This is a genomic window from Terriglobus sp. ADX1 (assembly GCF_036877645.1).
Lineage (GTDB): Bacteria > Acidobacteriota > Terriglobia > Terriglobales > Acidobacteriaceae > Terriglobus.
Genome location: NZ_JAEDXV010000024.1, coordinates 52,708 through 71,345, shown reverse-complemented (window position 1 = coordinate 71,345; position 18,638 = coordinate 52,708). Strand labels below are relative to the sequence as shown.

Annotated in this window: 18 protein-coding genes; 6 read left to right on the top strand and 12 right to left on the bottom strand. The window is 58.3% G+C overall.

The features are described 5' to 3' along the window. The 3 genes from JAO32_RS15185 to JAO32_RS15175 form a co-directional block, all read left to right on the top strand. Positions 1-1,048, top strand: a 1,048-nt coding sequence (locus tag JAO32_RS15185) for a Gfo/Idh/MocA family protein (protein ID WP_334241890.1), incomplete at its 5' end; no start/stop codon positions are given. Between the two features lie 260 nt (positions 1,049-1,308). Further along, the gene (locus tag JAO32_RS15180) at positions 1,309-1,581 is read left to right on the top strand and encodes a DUF2164 domain-containing protein (RefSeq protein ID WP_334241888.1); all 273 of its coding nucleotides are present in this window, start codon (positions 1,309-1,311) and stop codon (positions 1,579-1,581) included. Between the two features lie 214 nt (positions 1,582-1,795). After that, positions 1,796-5,575 carry an Ig-like domain repeat protein gene (locus JAO32_RS15175; protein WP_334241886.1) on the top strand — a complete coding sequence of 1,260 codons (3,780 nt, stop codon included), beginning with the start codon at positions 1,796-1,798 and terminating at the stop codon, positions 5,573-5,575. 448 nt (positions 5,576-6,023) lie between these two features. Here the strand turns inward: JAO32_RS15175 and ruvA are convergent, their stop codons facing one another. Further along, positions 6,024-6,638, bottom strand: coding sequence for a Holliday junction branch migration protein RuvA (gene ruvA / locus JAO32_RS15170; protein WP_334241884.1), 615 nt, complete (start codon positions 6,636-6,638; stop codon positions 6,024-6,026). 3 nt (positions 6,639-6,641) lie between these two features. Next, positions 6,642-7,472 carry a hypothetical protein gene (locus JAO32_RS15165; protein WP_334241882.1) on the bottom strand — a complete coding sequence of 277 codons (831 nt, stop codon included), beginning with the start codon at positions 7,470-7,472 and terminating at the stop codon, positions 6,642-6,644. A 40-nt stretch (positions 7,473-7,512) separates the two neighbouring features. Between JAO32_RS15165 and JAO32_RS15160 the strand changes: the two genes are divergently transcribed. Beyond that, on the top strand, positions 7,513-7,836 hold the full coding sequence (locus JAO32_RS15160) for a hypothetical protein (protein WP_334241880.1): 324 nt from the start codon (positions 7,513-7,515) through the stop codon (positions 7,834-7,836). A gap of 19 nt (positions 7,837-7,855) precedes the next feature. Beyond that, entirely contained in the window at positions 7,856-9,163 is a 1,308-nt protein-coding gene (locus tag JAO32_RS15155) for an MFS transporter (protein ID WP_334241878.1), read from the top strand. 53 nt (positions 9,164-9,216) lie between these two features. Here JAO32_RS15155 and JAO32_RS15150 read toward each other — a convergent pair whose 3' ends face one another. The 4 genes from JAO32_RS15150 to JAO32_RS15135 form a co-directional block, all read right to left on the bottom strand. After that, on the bottom strand, positions 9,217-10,005 hold the full coding sequence (locus tag JAO32_RS15150) for an SDR family NAD(P)-dependent oxidoreductase (protein ID WP_334241877.1): 789 nt from the start codon (positions 10,003-10,005) through the stop codon (positions 9,217-9,219). A 304-nt stretch (positions 10,006-10,309) separates the two neighbouring features. After that, positions 10,310-11,347 carry a galactitol-1-phosphate 5-dehydrogenase gene (locus JAO32_RS15145; protein WP_334241874.1) on the bottom strand — a complete coding sequence of 346 codons (1,038 nt, stop codon included), beginning with the start codon at positions 11,345-11,347 and terminating at the stop codon, positions 10,310-10,312. Between the two features lie 105 nt (positions 11,348-11,452). Next, a complete protein-coding gene (locus JAO32_RS15140; protein ID WP_334241872.1) occupies positions 11,453-12,574 on the bottom strand; it encodes a Gfo/Idh/MocA family protein in 1,122 nt (373 codons plus the stop codon). A gap of 146 nt (positions 12,575-12,720) precedes the next feature. Then, positions 12,721-13,851, bottom strand: a complete 1,131-nt coding sequence (locus JAO32_RS15135; RefSeq protein WP_334241869.1) for a Gfo/Idh/MocA family protein — start codon at positions 13,849-13,851, stop codon at positions 12,721-12,723. A 171-nt stretch (positions 13,852-14,022) separates the two neighbouring features. Between JAO32_RS15135 and JAO32_RS15130 the strand changes: the two genes are divergently transcribed. Continuing rightward, entirely contained in the window at positions 14,023-15,852 is a 1,830-nt protein-coding gene (locus tag JAO32_RS15130) for a M20/M25/M40 family metallo-hydrolase (RefSeq protein WP_334241867.1), read from the top strand. A 65-nt stretch (positions 15,853-15,917) separates the two neighbouring features. Here JAO32_RS15130 and JAO32_RS15125 read toward each other — a convergent pair whose 3' ends face one another. The 6 genes from JAO32_RS15125 to rpmH all read right to left on the bottom strand — a co-directional run bounded on the left by JAO32_RS15125 (position 15,918) and on the right by rpmH (position 18,636). Continuing rightward, entirely contained in the window at positions 15,918-16,307 is a 390-nt protein-coding gene (locus JAO32_RS15125; protein WP_334241865.1) for a VOC family protein, read from the bottom strand. A gap of 254 nt (positions 16,308-16,561) precedes the next feature. After that, on the bottom strand, positions 16,562-17,200 hold the full coding sequence (locus JAO32_RS15120; protein ID WP_334241863.1) for a CatA-like O-acetyltransferase: 639 nt from the start codon (positions 17,198-17,200) through the stop codon (positions 16,562-16,564). Positions 17,201-17,205: 5 nt separating this feature from the next. Next, complete coding sequence (locus tag JAO32_RS15115) at positions 17,206-17,655, bottom strand: GNAT family N-acetyltransferase (protein WP_334241861.1); 450 nt, start codon at positions 17,653-17,655, stop codon at positions 17,206-17,208. 65 nt (positions 17,656-17,720) lie between these two features. Further along, positions 17,721-17,963, bottom strand: coding sequence for a membrane protein insertion efficiency factor YidD (yidD, locus tag JAO32_RS15110; protein ID WP_443082603.1), 243 nt, complete (start codon positions 17,961-17,963; stop codon positions 17,721-17,723). Between the two features lie 17 nt (positions 17,964-17,980). After that, positions 17,981-18,418 (bottom strand): ribonuclease P protein component, encoded by a 438-nt coding sequence (gene rnpA, locus JAO32_RS15105; protein ID WP_334241859.1) that lies wholly within the window; start codon positions 18,416-18,418, stop codon positions 17,981-17,983. A gap of 62 nt (positions 18,419-18,480) precedes the next feature. Continuing rightward, positions 18,481-18,636, bottom strand: coding sequence for a 50S ribosomal protein L34 (rpmH, locus tag JAO32_RS15100; RefSeq protein ID WP_083346381.1), 156 nt, complete (start codon positions 18,634-18,636; stop codon positions 18,481-18,483). Positions 18,637-18,638: the final 2 nt, after the last annotated feature.

The window sequence follows — 18,638 nt, the reverse complement described above, 5'->3', positions numbered from 1 at the left end:
CGCCGAATACGGCATCCCCGTCTTCGCCTCGGTCGACGATCTGCTCGCCGCAGGCCTTGGCATCGCCGCCGCCAGCGTCTGCACGCCCACTGTCCACCACGCCTCCGCCGCCATCGCGCTGCTTGAGGCCGGCATTGACGTGCTTATTGAAAAGCCCATCGCATCATCGCTCGCAGAAGCGGATAGCATCCTCGCCGCCGCACGCGAACATGGCTGCATCGTGCAGGTGGGCCACCTCGAACGCTTCAACCCGGCGGTTACGGCAGCAACCTCGCTAGTCCACCAGCCCATGTTCTTTGAGTCGCACCGGCTCAGCATCTTTACGCCGCGCTCACTCGACGTCGACGTGGTGCTCGACCTCATGATCCACGACCTCGACATCGTGCTCACCCTCGCCGATTCCCCCGTCCGCGAAGTCCGCGCCGTAGGCCTGCCTGTCTTATCCAGGAAGACTGACATCGCCAACGTCCGCGTCGAGTTTGAAAGCGGAGCCGTCGCCAACTTCACCGCCTCGCGCATCTCCACCGAGCGCGTCCGCAAGCTGCGCTTCTTCCAGCCGCACCAATACCTCTCACTCGACTTCGCGCGCCAGGACCTGCTCATGATCGACGTCACGGCAGCAGCCTCCCTCACCCCCGCGCAGATGCAGGCGCTCTTCGCCGCATCCACCGGTCGCGACGAATCGCACACCGCAGAAGAAATAGAAGCCCACTTGGCTTCCCTGCGAACCGCGCAACAAGCCGCTGCCGCACAGAGCTTTTCCGACGAACCCATCGCCCGCGACCTGGCCGCCCAAAGCGGCCTGTCGTCCGAAGCCTCCAGCGCCGCCATTCCGGCACAGCCTCATCCGTCGGCAGGCTTATCGTTACGCAAAATCCCCACAGAACCCGGCGAACCCCTCCGTCTCGAAATCGAAGACTTCCTCAACGCCATCCGCACCCGCCAGGAACCTCGCGTCACCGGCCACGACGGCCGCAACGCCCTCGCGCTAGCGCTGGAAATAAACGCCGCCATCTCCGACCATCAGCAACGCGCCGGTCTGGCATAACGCAAACCCACAGCACGAACCGCGAAGCTCCAACGGCCATAGGCGTCCGAGGAACCCAAGCAAATTAAAGCGCCGTCATTCTGAGCGCAGCGAAGAATCCCAACACATCTTCCCGTAGCAATGCGTTCACAACTCTTCCAGCCACAAACCCAACCAGCTTCGCTTCGCGAAGCTCATACGGTCGAAGACCGTCATCCTGAGCGAAGCCGAAGGACCTGCATTCGTTTCATCGAACTACGATTCCACTGGAAAGCGAAGCCATGCCCATCGAACTCCCACGCCAAACCCGCGCCGACGCCATCGCATCCCTCCAGCGTTACTTCGAAGAGAACTTGCCCGAGCCCATCGGCGACCTGCCCGCAGGCATGCTGCTCGACTACATCCTCCAGGAGATCGGCCCACTCGTATACAACCAGGCCATCAGCGACGCGCAAGCGCGCCTAAGCTCGGTAGTCACCGACCTCACCGGCGACCTCTACGAAAAGCCCTTCGCCTACTGGCCCACCATCGAAAGCAAGCGCAAACGCCGCTAGAAGCTCCTATCCCGCCGAGGGATAGCGTTCAACGAGGAAACCTGACTGGCGAGTAGCGCGCTGCATGACGCTCCATCCCGGAATCAGCCTTCGTCGCCACTTTCTGCCGTATTCTAAAACGTATTATCTGTATCTAATTTGGAATCAACACTCCAGGCAGAACTATGCGTTCAAGCTGATCTTGGCATGAATACGCACTGCCGAAAGGTTTCCTTTGTTCAAGAAGCTTCTCTGCCTCCACGTCACCTTGCGCCTGCTCGCTGTTACTGCGATCTCCACCACATTTGCTTTTTCCTCTGTCCACGCTCAGACAACAGCTCGCCGACTCTCAGTAGCGCCATCTGCTTCCGCTGCGCGTGTCCCCCTTGCTGAGAGTCTCTCGGGACGTGTCGCCAGTTCCACCCTATTGGGACATCTCTCAGGCGAAACGCAGTTGACGGGTATGGCTCTCATGCTGAAGCCGACTGCGGCACAGAGCGTAGCACTGGATCAGCTATTGGCGGACCAGCAGAACCCGGCGTCAGTCAGCTTTCACCAGTGGCTAACCCCACAGCAATATGGGACGCGATTCGGCCTTGGCGACGACGACCTCGCCGTCCTGGAGGACTGGCTTCAGGCGCGGGGCTTCACGGTGGACTCGGTTGCGCCGAGCCGGAACCGGATCATGTTCACGGGCACCGCCTCAGCGGTCGAAATTGCATTCGGCACCACCATGCAGCGCTATAAGCGCGGCGAACAAAGCTTCTTCGAAAACGGCAGCGAAATTCAGATTCCGGCAGCACTAGCCGACGTCATCGGTGGCGTCAGTGGTCTTAGTAGCTTCCACTTGTCAGCACCCTTAGCGAAGCGTTTGCCCCTGCCCGCTAGTCAGGCAGCGCCACTGTATACGACGTCATCAGGCATATCCCACTACATGGTTCCTTGGGATGTGCGGCAGATTTTTGGCACGAACACACTCATCTCTTCGGGCTTCGATGCCACAGGCATCAAGATAGGCGTTCTGGGCCAGTCGGCTGTGTCGTCAACGCAGTTGACATATTTTCAGCAGAAGACAGGCCAGACAGTGAAGCTGCCCACGATGATGCTGGTGCCGAATACTGGATCGTCGAACCTCATCAGCGGCGACGAGGGTGAGTCTGAGCTTGACCTGGAGTATGTAAGCGGGAGCGCGCCAGGAGCGACAGTACTCTTTGTCTATACGGGCTGCGGTACAACGACGTCACCGACAACCTTGCCGAACACTGATAGCTGCGCGAACAACGGGGTGTTCGACGCGTTGGCATATGCAGTCACCAATAACGTTGCTCCGATTTTGACACTCAGCTACGGTGGTTGCGAACCGCAGTTCGCCTCGTATAGCAACACTGTTGTTGAACCGTTGCTCAAACAGGCAAACGCACAGGGACAAACATTCTTCGCCTCATCAGGCGATACAGGAGCGTCCTCTTGTGAAGTCTCGCACGACGTGACGCTGGCGACCGGTGGATTGAGTGTCTCGTATCCAGCCTCTTCCGCATATGCGACGGCGGTCGGCGGAACGCAATTAAGTGGCGACACCAGTACGTACTGGTCAACTGCAAACAATAGCTACGGCGGCTCAGCGATCGGTTATATCCCCGAGATCGCATGGAACGACACCGTTGTCAGCGTAAAGAACGGCGGCGGAATCTCTGCAAGCGGCGGAGGCGCCAGTAGCCTCTTCCCAAAACCCTCGTGGCAGGTCGGACGGGGTGTGCCGGCGGATTCTCATCGCGATGTCCCTGACGTCTCCTTACCTGCCAGCGCCTATGTGAATGGCTATCTGACTTGTACAGCCGATTTCCCCTGCTCAACCACCTCACAGACATTCCAGACCAACGACGGTGGCGTCTACGGCGGCACATCGGCTTCAGCACCCAACTTCGCGGCTATTTTGGCAATCATTGAGCAGGCTAACGGGGGCGGTGCGTTGGGGAATATCAACCCAAGCCTTTACACGCTGGCAGCCGGAGGTTCGGGTACCCCCTTCCACGACATCGTCAACGGCGACAACATCGTCCCCTGTGCGGGAGGAACCAAAGGCTGTTCCTCAACCGTGGCAGGCACGAATGGCATTATGGGATACAGTGCGGTTGCTGGTTACGACCAAGTGACCGGCTTGGGATCGGTATCCGTACCAACCCTTCAGGTCGGCCTGAATCCTTCGCGGCTGGCTTCGACCGTAACGGTTACTTTGTCCGACCCAAACCCTGCCGTATCTACTCCAATTACTTTTACCGCGAAGGTCACCGGAAGCACCGGAACGCCAACTGGGTCAGTAGTGTTCAGTGTTGACGGCACCGTGGTAGGTTCGGCAATACCTCTTTCTGTCGGCACAGCCACCTATTCCTCTGCTGGCTTTTACGACACTGCCTCGCATACGGTTTCAGCGGCTTATTCTGGCGACGCAGCCTACGCTGGATCAACAGGCTCGACCACAGTGGTTGCCAGAACAGGAAAGACACCCTCCTCTGTAACGATTACCGTCCCTACGGCTGCCCTGGCAGTGAATACGCCGGTCACTCTCACCGCACAGGTCGGATCCGTAGGTGCCACTGGCACGATCCTCTTCAGTGTTGACGGAACCCCAGTGGGATCACCAGTCGCATTGACCTCCGCCGGCGCAAGCTACACCTTTGCAGGTTTCGCTTCCACGGGCGCTCATACTGTGACGGCCACGTACTCCGGCGACGCAACATTCAGCGGTTCAAGCAGCAGCACAGCGTTCACCGTTGGCACGGGTAAGCTGACTGCCCCGGTGTTTTTGACCGTGCCAAACGCTATCACCACCAACGCCATCGTTCGACTCTCAGCGAATGTCGGGAATCAGGATGCCAACCGATTGTTTGGTGGCGTAACACCCACTGGAACGGTGACCTTCAGCCTCGACGGTAAGCCAATCAGCTCTCCGATTACGCTTGGCGACCTGATTCCCGCTGTCAACTATGTCTATAGCGGATTCACCGTGAGCGGAGTACACGCACTGTCTGCGAGCTATTCCGGCGATGCGACGTACGCTCCAACTACGACAACAGTGACGATTAACATTACGTCCGTTCTGACCCAGCCGGCGGTTTATGTCGGAGCTGCAACTTTAACTCCGGCAATTGGGGTTGCAACCAGCCTGACCGCGACCGTGAGCGGCACCAACCTCACCCCCACTGGAACAATTATGTTCAGCGTGGACGGAGTAACTGTGGGTTCGGCCGTGACGTTGACGGCTGATAGCAGCCAGACTCAACCTTCAAGTACTGCCACAATTTCATACACATTCACAACCGGTGGAGCGCACACAGTCATCGCGACCTACAGTGGCGATCCTGTCTATTCTCCGGCCACCGGCTCGGCCACCATCTCCGCCGTCACACCTGTTCTAGGAGGCATCGGCATCGCGAGCTCACCCTCATCCCTGAGCGTTGCCTACGGGAGTTCCGGACAGATCACTCTCACCGTGACCTCCCTCAATGGCTACACCGGCCCTGTAACAATTAGCGGTTTAGCCGTTACCGCCTCGAGTGGAGCAACTTTTGCTGGCTGCTATCGAATCTCCGGTCCCATCAATCCATCAGCAAATGCAACTGCATCCGCAACGCTCACCATTACCCCGACCTCTAACCCCTGTTCAACAGCATCCAGCAGGAGCATAGGGTCGAATGGCTCTGCTGGGAGCATCGCGCGCGTTCTGGGTTCCACGGGCAGTTCGCGAGTTGCTCTGGCAATTATGGCGGCGGGCGTATTCAGCTTCATGGGTTTACGCCGTCGCATTCTCTCGTCTCGCCTTCTTCTTTTCTTTGCTGTCACCGCGCTTGCTGTCGGGCTGGGAGGATGCAGCGGAGGCGGATCGAGTTCTACTTCCACTTCCACTGGCACAACTTCGTCGAGCCACGCAGGCACTTACACAGTCAGGGTTACTGCGGTCAGTGCAGCGAGTGCCTCGGTCACCGCGAACACCAGTTTCACGTTGTCGGTGCAATAGAAACGACATCGCCCAGCAGAACGTCAGAGTGCTCTGGCGTTCTGTTTCGGCTCTTCTTTGGAAGCGGACTTCAGCCCTGCCGTGAAACACGGATCACGACAACCGCGCGGTCACAGAAACAAACAGGAGCATAACTTCAACTCCGCGCGTCCACAGAAGCTCATGGCTGGCACACGCCGAAGGCGCCGAGAACCGCACGAAGTGCTGTCAAGCCCTAAATCCACCCAACCCAAACAAATCAAAAGAAATAGAGTTGGCATGCTATTTCCCCAAACTCTCTAGAATAGAAAATAGAAACAAGGGAAAGCTAAGAGCGAAAGGCCAACTGCTAAAGCCTTTAGAAAGACGATTTTGCCTCTAACTCTAATGGGCAGACGATTTTAGCGGCACCAGCGCCATAACCCCAATAGAAAGAAGATTTTAGAAAAACAGGGGGAGGGGGTACCCCTTACCGGATGGCCTGCATACTGTACCGGAATAGAACATCAAAGTCCGTCCGAATCGTCAGTTCTGAGCTTTCATGTTTTGCAATCGCCGTCTCCACGGCGCGCTGCGCGCTATCGCGCTTGTAGCCCAGGTTCACCAGCGCAGACAGCACGTCATCCACCACAGGTCCACCTTGGAAACCGCCACTTGCCTGCGCCGGCGAAGCGGCCTGCAGATCGTCCAGCTTGTCCTTCAGTTCCAGCACCACGCGTTCGGCAGTCTTCTTGCCAATGCCCGGAATCTTCACCAGCAGCGCGCTGTCACCACCACGAATCGCCGCCACAAGACGATCCGCGGAAAGCCCGCTGAGTACGGTAATCCCCAGCTTCGGCCCAATGCCGCTGACAGTGATCAGCCGCTCAAACAGCCGCTTCTCGTCGCGGTCGGTAAAGCCGAACAGCGCAATCGCATCCTCACGCACCTGCGTGTTGATGTGCAGCGATACCTCAGCGCCTTCATCCGGCAGTGAGGTAAACGTGGTCACACTGATGGCCACGTCATAGCCAACACCACCGCAGTCAACAATGACAGCGTTGGGCGACTTGGAGAGCAAACGTCCGCGCAGGTGAGCAATCATCGTCTAGCCGCGCCGCCGATACAGGATCTGGAACTGGTAGCCATCGTTCGGTGGGAAGAGCTTGCTGATGGTGCGCAGCCGTTCCGCCAGCGCCGGGGCAGCCAGCAGCGGATACTCGCGCTCACGCAGGTCGCTGTAGTCAAAGTCCATGAATACGCTCAGCAGGTAGATCGCCAGCGAGTCGGCAAAGGCCGCGGCATAGTAGTTGGTGCGCGCCTTCTCATCCACGGTGCCGCGCGGTGCAGACCCGCGAGCACGCGCATCCATCTCCGCCACGGAGACACCCAGTGCCGCCGCCCGGTCCTCCCACGCGTCAATGGACGTTTCCCCGCGCACATTCGCGATCACCTGCTTCCAAAGCAGTTCGTTGAAGGTCGGCGGAACACCAATCGTGTCCGTGAAGTTATGGGCAATGTTGATGAAGAACTCGAATGCCAGCGCAAAGCGGTCATTATGGAGACGGCTGCTCAGGAAGACCACTTCCTTGCCGTCCACCTGAGCATTGCGGTGGCAGATAGCGCGATCGACCAGCGCCGGGCTGTATGCAGGCGCAATCAGTGTGCGGTCAACCAGAGGAAAGGGTGCGGTGTCGCCGCCCTCCAGCCGAGCGCCGCTCAGCGCCAACGGTACAAAGACATACCGAAAGGCGTTCAGCCCATTGCTGAGACCAGTTGGAACCGTTCCCACCAGACGCGCAATCTCCTCCGCCGTCAGCGACGGCAGATCAAGCCGCCCCAGCGTGGCGTACTGCAGGCCATTCGGTGCGGTTGTTGCCTGCGCCTGTTGCGTGGCCTCTTCCGGTGTCAGTAGATCGGTTATCAGAGCCTCAGCCATTCCAAGCGGTATTCTAATGGCTGAGGCAGCCCTAATTCACATGGCAGATACATCCGCATCCCGCCCACAGATTGCACCCGGCTACACCGGCCCCCGTTTCCTGGGCGCGCCCGTAGGCGACTTCACCGTCTTCCAGACGATTCTGCTGTCGCTGGCCAGCGGCGCTGTGGCCTTCTTCGCGGGTACGTTCCTCGCCATCATGTCCATGCTGGTGATGACCATGTTCGGCCACAAGCCGGACTTCTCCATCGCCTACCGCTGGGTGGGCGTGCCGCTGGGCCTCACCGTCCTCGTGATCGCCAGCGTCTTCCTCACCTCGGCACTAGTCTCCCGCATCCGCCGTTCGGCGCACACCCCCCGATAACTTACACTGGCCTCACCCCATGGCTGGCGAAACCTTCTACGCAGACACTTACGCGCCCGCGGAACGCTACCGCTGGACCATCGGCGTGCTCCTTGGCGTCGGCGTGCTGGTCAACTACTTCGACCGCGTCAACCTGTCCGTCTCGCACGACGCACTGGTAGACAGCTTCGGCATTACACCGCAGGTCTTCGGCCAACTCTCCGCAGCCTATTCCTGGACCTATGCCGCCTGCCAGCTCCCCACAGGCGTAGTCCTCGACCTCTTCGGCGTCCGCAAAGTCACCCTATGGTCGGTACTGATCTGGGGCATCGCATCTCTCGCCGCAGCGTTCGCGCCGGGAATCATATTCTTCTTCGCCGCACGGCTGTTGTTGGGTATTGGTGAAGCCCCAACATTCCCTGCTAATGCAAAGGCTGTGGGAGCGTGGTTCCCTGCGCATGAACGCTCCCTCGCAACCGCACTGTTTGATGGATCGGCAAAGCTGGCGAATGCCATTGGTGTTCCTCTGCTGGGATTGCTGCTGCTGGAAGTTGGCTGGCGTTGGTCCTTCGGCTTTACTGCAGTTCTGTCGTTCGCATACATGGCGGTGTTCGCTCTGCTCTATCGTGAGCCGGGCCGCTTCTCCATGCGCAACGTCATACGCACACCATCGCGTATTCCCGGCGGCGATGCCGCGCAGATCATCGCGCCTCCTATTCCGCTTGGGCAGTTGCTGCGCCAGAAGAAGATCATCGGTCTGGCGATTGGGTCCGGTTCGTATAACTACGTCTTCTACCTTCTGATCACGTGGCTGCCAACGTATCTTGCGCAGACACAACACGTCACCCTGCAACAGTCTTTCCTGTACACGGGGGTGCCATGGCTGGTGGCCGCAGCATGCGGATTCCTCATCGGTGGCGTGTTAGTCGATGTGCTTATCCGGAACGGCTACAACGCCAGCACGGTACGGCGCACGGTGTTGATTGGTGGAACCATCTGCGGCCTGGGGATTCTTGGCGCGGCCTTTGCGCATACTGTAACCGCAGCCCTGGTGTGCATCACGCTGTCCATTGGTGGATTGTCCGCAGCATCGCCGGTTATCTGGAGTCTTCCATCGCTGCTGGTGCCCAATACCAGCACCGGCAAGGTGGGCGGGATCGTTAACTTTGCGAACCAAATCTCCGCTATTCTTGCGCCTATCGTCACGGGCTATACCGTGGGTGCAACTCACAGCTACACGTTGGCCTTCGCTATTCCTGCGATTTATATCGTCATAGGAATTGCGTCATACTTCGTGCTGTTGGGACGCATTGAACCCATTGATGTGCGCGAAGCTCTGCAAAACTAGGAACGTCCGCAAGGTTCACTCTTGCGGACGTTGCATTGATCGAGCAAACCTTCTTACTTCTTCACCAGCGCGCGTGTTGCGCCTACAGAAATGCCGCCGTCAATCAGGATTGTCTGTCCGGTGACATAGCGCGACGCTTCGCTGGCAAGGAAGACAACCGCTCCATCCAGATCGTTTGGCGCGCCGGGGCGCTTCATTGGGATGCGTTCGACGAGATATTCGACCCAGCCCTCGTCCTCATACATTGCCTTGTTCTGATTGGTCTTGAACCAACCCGGCGCAAGGACGTTGACAGTGATGCCGTGTTCACCCCAATCATCCGCGAGCGACATGGTGAGTTGCTTGATGCCGCCACGGCTTGCGCCATACGGACCAAGTCCGGCAGAGCCACGCACACTGGTCACAGAACCTACGTTGATGATGCGACCGTAACCCTGTGTGATCATGTGTCGCGCAACGCCCTGTGCCACAAAGAACGCACCACGCAGATTGGTATCGAGGATCGCGTTCCAGTCATCCCATGTGACTTCCAGTGCGCGCTTGCGGATGTTCATGCCCGCGTTGTTCACAAGGATGTCCACTTTTCCAAACTGCTGTGGCGCAGCTTCCGCAAAGGCCTTGATGCTGGCTTCATCGCGCACATCAAGCACGAGTGCCTTTGCTTCGATGTTCATCGCCGCAAGCTCTGCGATGAATGCATCGCAATCGCCGGCCTTGCGCGACGTGACGATCAGCTTCGCTCCTGCACGACCGAGAGCGCGTGAGAAGTACTGTCCTAAACCTCGGGATGCGCCAGTCACAACGGCTACCTGACCGGTTAGATCAAACAAGTTTTCTGCCATCTTTTCTCTCTCGCCTGCAAGTACCGGGCGGGGGTACCCCCTCCCCCCTGTTTTGCAAAATCGTCTTTCTAAAAGGTTTACGGATTTAGTGGTTGTAAAATCGTCTATCTATTGACGTTAGAGGCAAAATCGTCTTTCTAAAGGGGTTAGGAGCAGCGAGTGAGCAGGTCAGCTAGTCAGCGGTCCGTTCGCTATTTCTATTTTAGTGATCTGGTGGAAATAGCATGCCAACTCTATTTCGTTTGGTTTGTTGGGGTTGAGTGGTTTAGGGGCTTGACAGGATTTATGGACCTGCGCATTCCACCTATTCGTTTGGAGCCACCACGACCTTGAGTAATCCTGCTTCACGTGCGTGCAGCCGATCAAAGTAATTCGCAGCATCTTCGAGTGACGAAACGGCGGAGATGAGCGGCTTCACTGTAATTGCGCCGTTTGCCATCAGACGGATTGCTTCCGGATATTCTCCAGCGGAGGCGCATGATCCCTGCAGTCGGACTTCGCGTGTGACGACACGCTGCAAGGGCAGCGGCACTTCCGGCTGAATGTTGCCGATGAGTGTGACTGTGCCTCCGCGGCGTACACATTCGATGGATGCAACGACAGTTTCGCCGCGACCCACTGCTTCTAGCACGACGTCAACACCTTCGCCACCAGTGCGCTTCAATACTTCGTCGATCAGCTCTTTGCCACTCATGTGCAGCGTGTCGGGAATGCCCACTTCTTCCGCCATCTTCAAGCGCGCGGCATCGACGTCTGCAATCATCACGGACCTGCATCCCTTGGCGCGTGCAGCCTGTGCGGTGAGCAGACCGATCATGCCTGCACCGATGACGAGTGCGGATTCGCCGCCCTTCATCTTCGTCACGTTCACGCCATGCAGCGCGATGGAAACGGCTTCCAGCATTGCCGCTTCTTCCATGGGGAAGTCTTCAGGCAGGCGATAAAGAATGCGCGCAGGTACGCTTACGTATTCGGCGAACGCACCATGGCGACGAAACTCGTTGCATGACACGCCGACGACCTGGCGGTTGTTGCAGAGATTCACCTCGCCGCGCAGGCAGTAATCGCACTTGCCGCAGTAGACGGTGGAGTCAAAGGTGACGCGATCGCCGGGCTTCCACTCCGATACATCAGTGCCAACCTTCTCGATCACACCTGCGGCTTCATGGCCCATGATGATGGGAGGAATGCGGCGTCCGCTGCTGCCGTCGTAACCGTGCACATCGCTGCCGCAGATGCCGCATGCACCCACACGAATCAGTACTTCATCCGGTCCAACGGTTGGCTCGGGAACGTCTTTTACCTGCAGCTTTGAATACTCTTCCAGCAACAGCGCTTTCATCGCAAAACCCTCGCCGATTAGCTTACTGCGGAAGGTATCCAAAACACGAACGCAGCGCCTTCGGGATTTACCGCAAGCGCTGCGTCATTTATTTCCATTGATTGGTTACTGCGGCAACGGCTTCAGCTCGATCGTCTTGCCTTCCTTGATGGACGTGCGGGCTGCATCCAGAATCTGCACAACAACCATGTTTGTTTCCAGCGACGACAGGTCGCCCTTCGGGTCGATCTGGTGATGCAGTACGGCGGCAAGATAGTCGAGTGAATTGCTTTGGTTCTGCGGAAGACTCGGTGCGGGATAGATGGCGGATTCCACCTTCTGGCCCTTGTAGCGCGAGATGATGTTGCCTGGTCCCACGGTGAACATGGTGCCGCCGTTGCCGTAGACTTCCATGTTCTTCACGGCAAAGCTCCAGTCCCAGCTTGGCATCAGGATGGCTTGCATACCGGGATAGGCAACGATCACGGTGGCATCGTCTTCGGTGCGCGTGTAGATGTCTGGTTTATGTGTTTGAGCGAAGGCGGTCACTGATTGCGGCGTTGCGCCGTTGTTGATGACAATGGCAAGATCAGCGCCGTAGCAGCCGAAATCAAACAATGCGCCTGCGCCGTTCTGCTTGGGATCAGTGATCCACGGCAGCCACTCCGGACCTACTCCAATCTCCTTCGGGCCTTCGTGGCCATCGCGCACCAACACCTTGCGCACGGTTCCCAGCTTGCCGTCCTTGATCTCCTTCAGCGCCTCTGCGTTGCTGTTGTACCAGGTGGTTTCGTAGTTCACCAGCACCTGTACGTTGTACTTGCGTGCGGCCTCGCGGATGGCCAACGCGTCTTCCACGGTGGTGGTCAGCGGCTTTTCCACCATGCTGTTTACGTGGTGCTTCGCGGCAATTTCAATCACCTTGCGATGCTCCAGGATCGTGCCATAGCCCAGCACTGCATCGGGATGCGTCTTCTCAATCATGGCCTCTTCGTCGGTGTAGAAGAGTGCGGGGTCCAGCTTGTACTGATCGCGGTATTGCTTTGCGAGAGCCGCATTGGGTTCGACAATCGCGACGAGCTTCGCGCTCTGGCTGGTTGGCAGGTTGTGTAGAAAGCCCTTCACGTGGCCGTGAGTCAGCCCCACGATGGCGACCCGGATGGGCGTACCCGCCTGTTGCCCCTGAACAGCAGGGAGCAACAAGAATAGAGCAGCCAGCACACACGCAAGACGCACGAAGCGAAACATAGATAGACCTTTCAGAACGCAGGTTTGGCAGAATCGGAGACGAGAGAATGTTAGTCCGGCGACAGCCAGATCGTCATGACGAAGAAGCGACAAAACAAAAAAGAGGCGCGATGCCCGCGCCTCTTTATCTGGGGAGTCGGATGTGTTTATGGCAAAGGCTTCAGCGTCACGGTCTTGCCGCTCTTCACGCTTTCGCGTGCGGCGTCCATGATCTGCACGGCAACCATGTTTGTGTCGAGCGAGCCAGGCAGCCAGTGGTCGTCCACCTGATTGCGTAGTACGGCAACAAGGTAGTCCCACTCGTTATCGCGTTTGGCATCGACTGCCGGTGCAGGAGATTGCGTTGCCGTCTTCTCTCCCTTCAACTGCACGGAGAGATCCTTCGTGCCGACGGTTTTCGCCTGGCCCTCTTCACCGAACAGTTCCAAATCCTTGCGCGTGGAATTGAAAGGCCATTGCCAGCTAGGCAGCAGAACAGCCTGGAATGTGGGGTAGCGGATGATGATGGTCGCATCGTCGTCCGTCTTGGGATAGTCCTTCGAATCATCGGTCTGGGCAACGGCCGTTACGCTGATGGGCAGCTTGCCTTTCAGCAGAAACGTGACGAGATCCGCGCCATAGCAGCCGAAATCATAGAGCGCACCAGCGCCGTTTTGCTCCGGGTCTGTGAGCCATGCCACAAACTCCGGTCCCGTATGCAGCGCGACCGGACCGGCATGTCCTGCATAAAACACCATCTTGTGCAGCGTTCCCAGCTTGCCTTCCTGTGCCAATGCGATCGCCGCATTGTTGCTGGGGAAATAGCTGGTGTCGTAGTTGGTCAGGATGTGCACGTTGTACTGCTGCGCAGCCTTGCGCATGGCCAGCGCTTCGGGTACGGAGATGGCCATCGGCTTTTCCATGATGCTGCTTACGTGATGTTTCGCGGCCGCAATCGCCACCCTGGGATGATCTTTGTTTGGTGTGTAGATCATCACCGCATCCAGTTTTTCCTTGTTCAGCATCGTCTCCAGATCGGTATATGTCGGGATCGATTCCAGATGAAGGCTGTCCACGTATTTCTTCGTGAGTGCTGTGTTCGGCTCTTCGATGGCAACGAGCTGAACGTTCGGGTTTGCGTGGCGTGCAAGGTTGCTCAGTGTGCCGCCAACATGACCGTGTACCAGACCCACGATGGCTACGCGAATTGGTGTTCCTACAGAAGCGGTTTGAGCCCGCAGGAAGGGCACGGATGTAGTGAGCAGGACAAGAAAAAGCAGCCGGAGAGCGGAACGCATCACAAGGACCTCAGCAGAAAATTCGCCACACATTTTTGAGCAGGGGGCGTGCGTCCGCCAGCATAGCTGGTTCGTATTACGAATACCCCTCGAAAAGGCACCGCTGATACCGTGTAATAGCACCTTTTTCACGACAAATTGTTTTCACCCTGTTTTGGAGGCTCCACCTTTATGTCCCGTACCTTTTCAGCACTGCGTCGCGGCATCTGTACCGCCACGCTGCTGTCCACTGTTGCTGTTTCGTCCATGCCTGCAGCTTTTGCGCAGAAGAACAAATCTGCCGCACCCGCCGCGGAAGAGAAGAAGACGGCCAGCTACTACGGCGCGCAGCCCGCGACAGAGAACATTGACCTGGGCATCTATGCGCAGATTCGCAACGAAGGTCTGCTGCACTCGCATGTGATGGAGTACATGGAAGGCCTGTCCGACGGTATTGGTCCGCGCCTTACCGGTTCGCCCAACATGAAGAAAGCAAACGAGTGGACGCGTGATCGTCTCACCGATGCTGGTCTCGTCAATGCGCACCTGGAAGACTGGGGCGAGTTTGGCATGGGCTGGAAGCAGATCAACAGCTGGGCCCGCATGATTGCGCCGGACACCGAGCCGGTATGGATTCAGGCAACGCCGTGGTCGCCTGCAACCAAGGGCTCTGTGACTGCCGATGCTGTGCTGGTGGAGTTCAACACCCAGGCTGATCTGGCGAAGTACAAGGGCAAGCTGGCAGGCAAGATTGTTCTGCTGGGCGCGCCGCACGCGATCGTTGATCTGACGGAGCCTCTCTTCTCGCGTTATACCGATGCTGAGCTGAAGGAGATGGAAGGCCCGGAGACACCGCGTGGACGTGGTGGCGTGAACATCCAGCAGGCACTGGCAGACCGTGCGCGTCTGGCGCAGCTTCGCGGTGCTGCATTGAAGATGATGACGGAAGAAGGCGTTGCCGCCATCATTACTCCGTCGCGTGATGGAGGCAAGGGCGGCGGTACCGGCATTATCTTTGACGACAACGGCGCGAACCTGGTTCGTGGCGCACAGGTCAAGGAAACGGCTGTCACCATTCCGAACGCTGTGACCACGGTTGAGAACTACGGTCGCATCTTCCGCTTGCTGCAGCACCACGTTCCGGTGCAGATGGAAGTGAACATTCAGACGGAGTTCACTGGCGATCACGAGCATGGCTTCAACACCGTTGCTGAAATCGCTGGTACCGATCCCAAGCTGAAGGAACAGGTCGTGATGGTTGGCGGCCACCTGGATAGCTGGATCTCCGGCACGGGCGCCACGGATAACGCTGCGGGTTCGGTTGTTGCGATGGAAGCTGTTCGCATCCTGAAGGCGCTGAACATCAAGCCGCGCCGCACCATCCGCATTGCTCTGTGGAGCGGTGAGGAGCAGGGCCTGTATGGTTCGCGCGGCTACGTGAAGCAGCACTTTGGCGAAATCCTGCCGGCTCCGGGTGGGCCTGCACCGGGATCGGATGCTGCGATGATGGCTGCTCTCGGAATGGGCGGACGCAACGCTCGCCGAGGACCGCTGAAGACCACCAAGGAGTGGGAGACGCTGGACGCCTACTACAACCTGGACAACGGCACCGGCAAGGTGCGCGGCGTGTACACGCAGCAGAACTTTGCCATTGGCCCCATCTTTGCGCAGTGGATCGCACCGCTGAAGGATCTGGGCGTTACCACCATCACCAACCGCAACACCGGTGGAACGGATCACCTGTCATTTGACTCGCTCGGCCTGCCCGGCTTCCAGTTCATCCAGGACGACATGGATTACGAGACGCGCAGCCACCACTCCAACATGGACACGGTGGAGCGCATCCACGAAGACGACCTGAAGCAGGCCGCCGTTGTGGAAGCCATCTTCCTCTACAACACCAGCGAGCGCGAGGCGATGATGCCGCGTAAGCCGTACCCGCATCCTGAAGAGGACGCGGACCGCAACGCACCGCTGAAGAACCTGTATCCCACAGCAGTTCAGGACGCAGGCAAGCAGTAACGCAATCCGCAGAACAAAACGGGTGAGCAGACATACTCTGCTCACCCGTTCTGCGTTCGCCGACTCTAGATTGCATTGCTCAGGTTCATGGTGCTTACCTCCACAGTGACTCCGCCGGGAGCATTGACGTAGAAGCCATAGGTGGGTGGACCGCCGCGTTGCAGTATGGTGGGTTCCGGTGCGGTGAAGCCTGACTGCGCGATTGCGGCATGTCGCTCGTCCACTGCACGAGGTGTGTCCTGCAGAAAACCCACGTGAAAGAAGCCGGGATATCCCTGCTCTGGTGTCATGTTCTTGTCGAACATCAACGCCAGCAGAAAGCCCTTCCCATCCTGCAGAATGGCAAATTTCCCGGCGCGTGTTTCCAGCGTGCGCAAGCCGAAGATGCGTTCCAGAAACGCCTGCAGAGCGGGAACGTCATACGTGGTCAGGTTGGCGTGATTGAGAGTGTGCATCGTGCGAAACCTCCGTTTAGGGGTGGGTTGTCGCATGGATCCGAAGAAGCGTTACTGGGACACATGCGACAGAAAAGCAAGTGCATGCGTGCACTGCTGTTTGTCGCCGTGGGTCCCTTCCCCGTTTTCTCCCAGGGGTGACATTACTGCAACGCGGGTGCGCTGCAGCGAACCGGGCTTACCAAGCCGGCTCCGCGTTTTTCGGCACTGTTAGGATGCGATTGATTTTCCGTGCGGTTCAGAATTTTTGTTTTTTAAGCTGCTCCAAAAGAGTTGAAGCGCAGTTGCAACAGGTCTACGAACTCACCAACATGCGATCCATCTACCAGTCCGTGGTGTACGTGGATGGACACGGGTAGAGTTTTGCGGTCTTCGTTGTCCGTGATTTTGCCGAAGGTGATGCGAGGTGCGGAGTCATCCGCCCCGTAGTTGCGGGCATGGGATATCGATGTGAAGTCCAGCCACGGCAGCGAGGAGAAGCGGATGAGATTCTGTGCTGGCGGACGCTCCAGGTCGTTGCTGATCCGGCTTTGCTCTATGGCGAGCGAACCCACGCGCACGAATTCATGCAGGTCGTCGTGATACGGATAGTGGGCAAAACCGATGGTGCCGTTCGGGCGGCCAATGGCGCAACCGGCGTTGATCCGCTCGAACTCCCACGGCTCTCCGTCCAGGATGCGTGTGCGGAAGTTCTGCACGTGTTGCGCTGCTGTGAGAGCGCAGTGGACCTGCGTGAGGAAGATGGACAGGTTTTTTGCCTTGGCATAGGCGAAGGCTTCCGTGCAGTCCATCCGGATGCAGACGCCGTGGAATGGTTCGCTGAAACTGTGAAAGAAGTGGAACAGGGCCGTGCGCGGCCAGGTCGTGAGGTCGATCTTTCGGCAGGCTTCCACGATGATTAATCCAACCTCTTCTCAAAGACCTCAGAGGTCTTTACATGTTCATAGCCATCGCGCAGATAAAAGCGATGTGCATCCTGCCGTTTGATTTGAGAACGCACGCGCACCCGCGGTATTTCCTGGCGCACAGCCCACTGCTCCACTGCTTCGCACAACCGTCGACCGATACCCAATCCGCGATGGCCCTCTTTCACGACCAGGCCGCCCAGCTCCACTACGTCTGGGGACTGCAGATGTCGTTCAATGCTTGCGTCCGCCCATCCCACAACGACGTCTTCCAGAACCGCTACGAAAGCGATGCGGTCGGGTGACTGCGTGAGTTGATGGATTCTTTTACGCATCGTAGCAGCGTCACAGGGATAGCCGAGTTGCGTGCTGAGAGAGCTTACGGCCTCTGCGTCCTCGATGACGAGAGGGCGCACGGTGAGCAAGGAGGATCTGGTATCCACTGTCATATCCATCGGTTACTTCTACAGCCATCGTATCTGTGCGGCTTGACTCGCCGAGAATGACATCACCTCAGCGGTACGTTGTCCAGGCCACCCTTGCTGAAAGGATGGCAGCGCGCGATACGCCGCAGGGCGAGCCACGAACCGCGCCAGGGGCCAAAGCGGGCGATGGCCACCTCTGCATACTCTGAGCAGGTGGGCGTGTAGCGACATCCGCTGATGCCGGTGCTGTGCAGCATGGGCGAGAGCAAGCGGCGGTACACGCGGAGTGCTGCGAGCGCAATGTTCATGGAACGGAGGCGCGGCAAGCATGCCGCTGACTGGATTATCGCTCTGGTTGTGCGGTGTACTGCTTGCGTACTGCACGGAAAACGTTGGCTACTTCGCGCTGGAGCTTGTCCCATTCCAGCAGGAGGACCGTTCGGCGCGGATGCAGAATCACGTCTATGGGCAGATCGGCCAACAACGCTGCGTGCATAGCGACGGCGGCGCGCATGCGGCGCTTGATGCGATTGCGGTCATGCGCCTTGCCCATGACTTTGCCGACGGTCAGGCCAATGCGAGGGCCGGTGTGCGGCTCACCATATAGCAGTTCGGAGGGATGCAGGCGGCGTTCCGGCATGGTGTCGCGGCGGGCGCAGAACCACGTCATCTCGCGGGAGTGCTGCTTGCGGGATGCGGCGTAGGCACGCTGGTAGTCCGCGTGTTTCCGCAGGCGCAGCTCAGCAAACGAGATCTTCGGTTTGGGGATGGGAAGGGTCATTGCCTGCAACGCGAAGGGGCGCGACTGGCGCGCCCCTTGCAGAAACGGAATGCGACAGGAAACTAGTCGCGGAAGCCGGCGGAGACGGCAATCTTATGACGGCCCTTGGCACGACGACGGCTGAGGACGGTCTGTCCGGCCTTGGTCTTCATGCGGGTGAGGAAGCCGTGCGTCTTGGCGCGGCGGCGGCGGTTCGGCTGAAAAGTGCGCTTCGGCATGC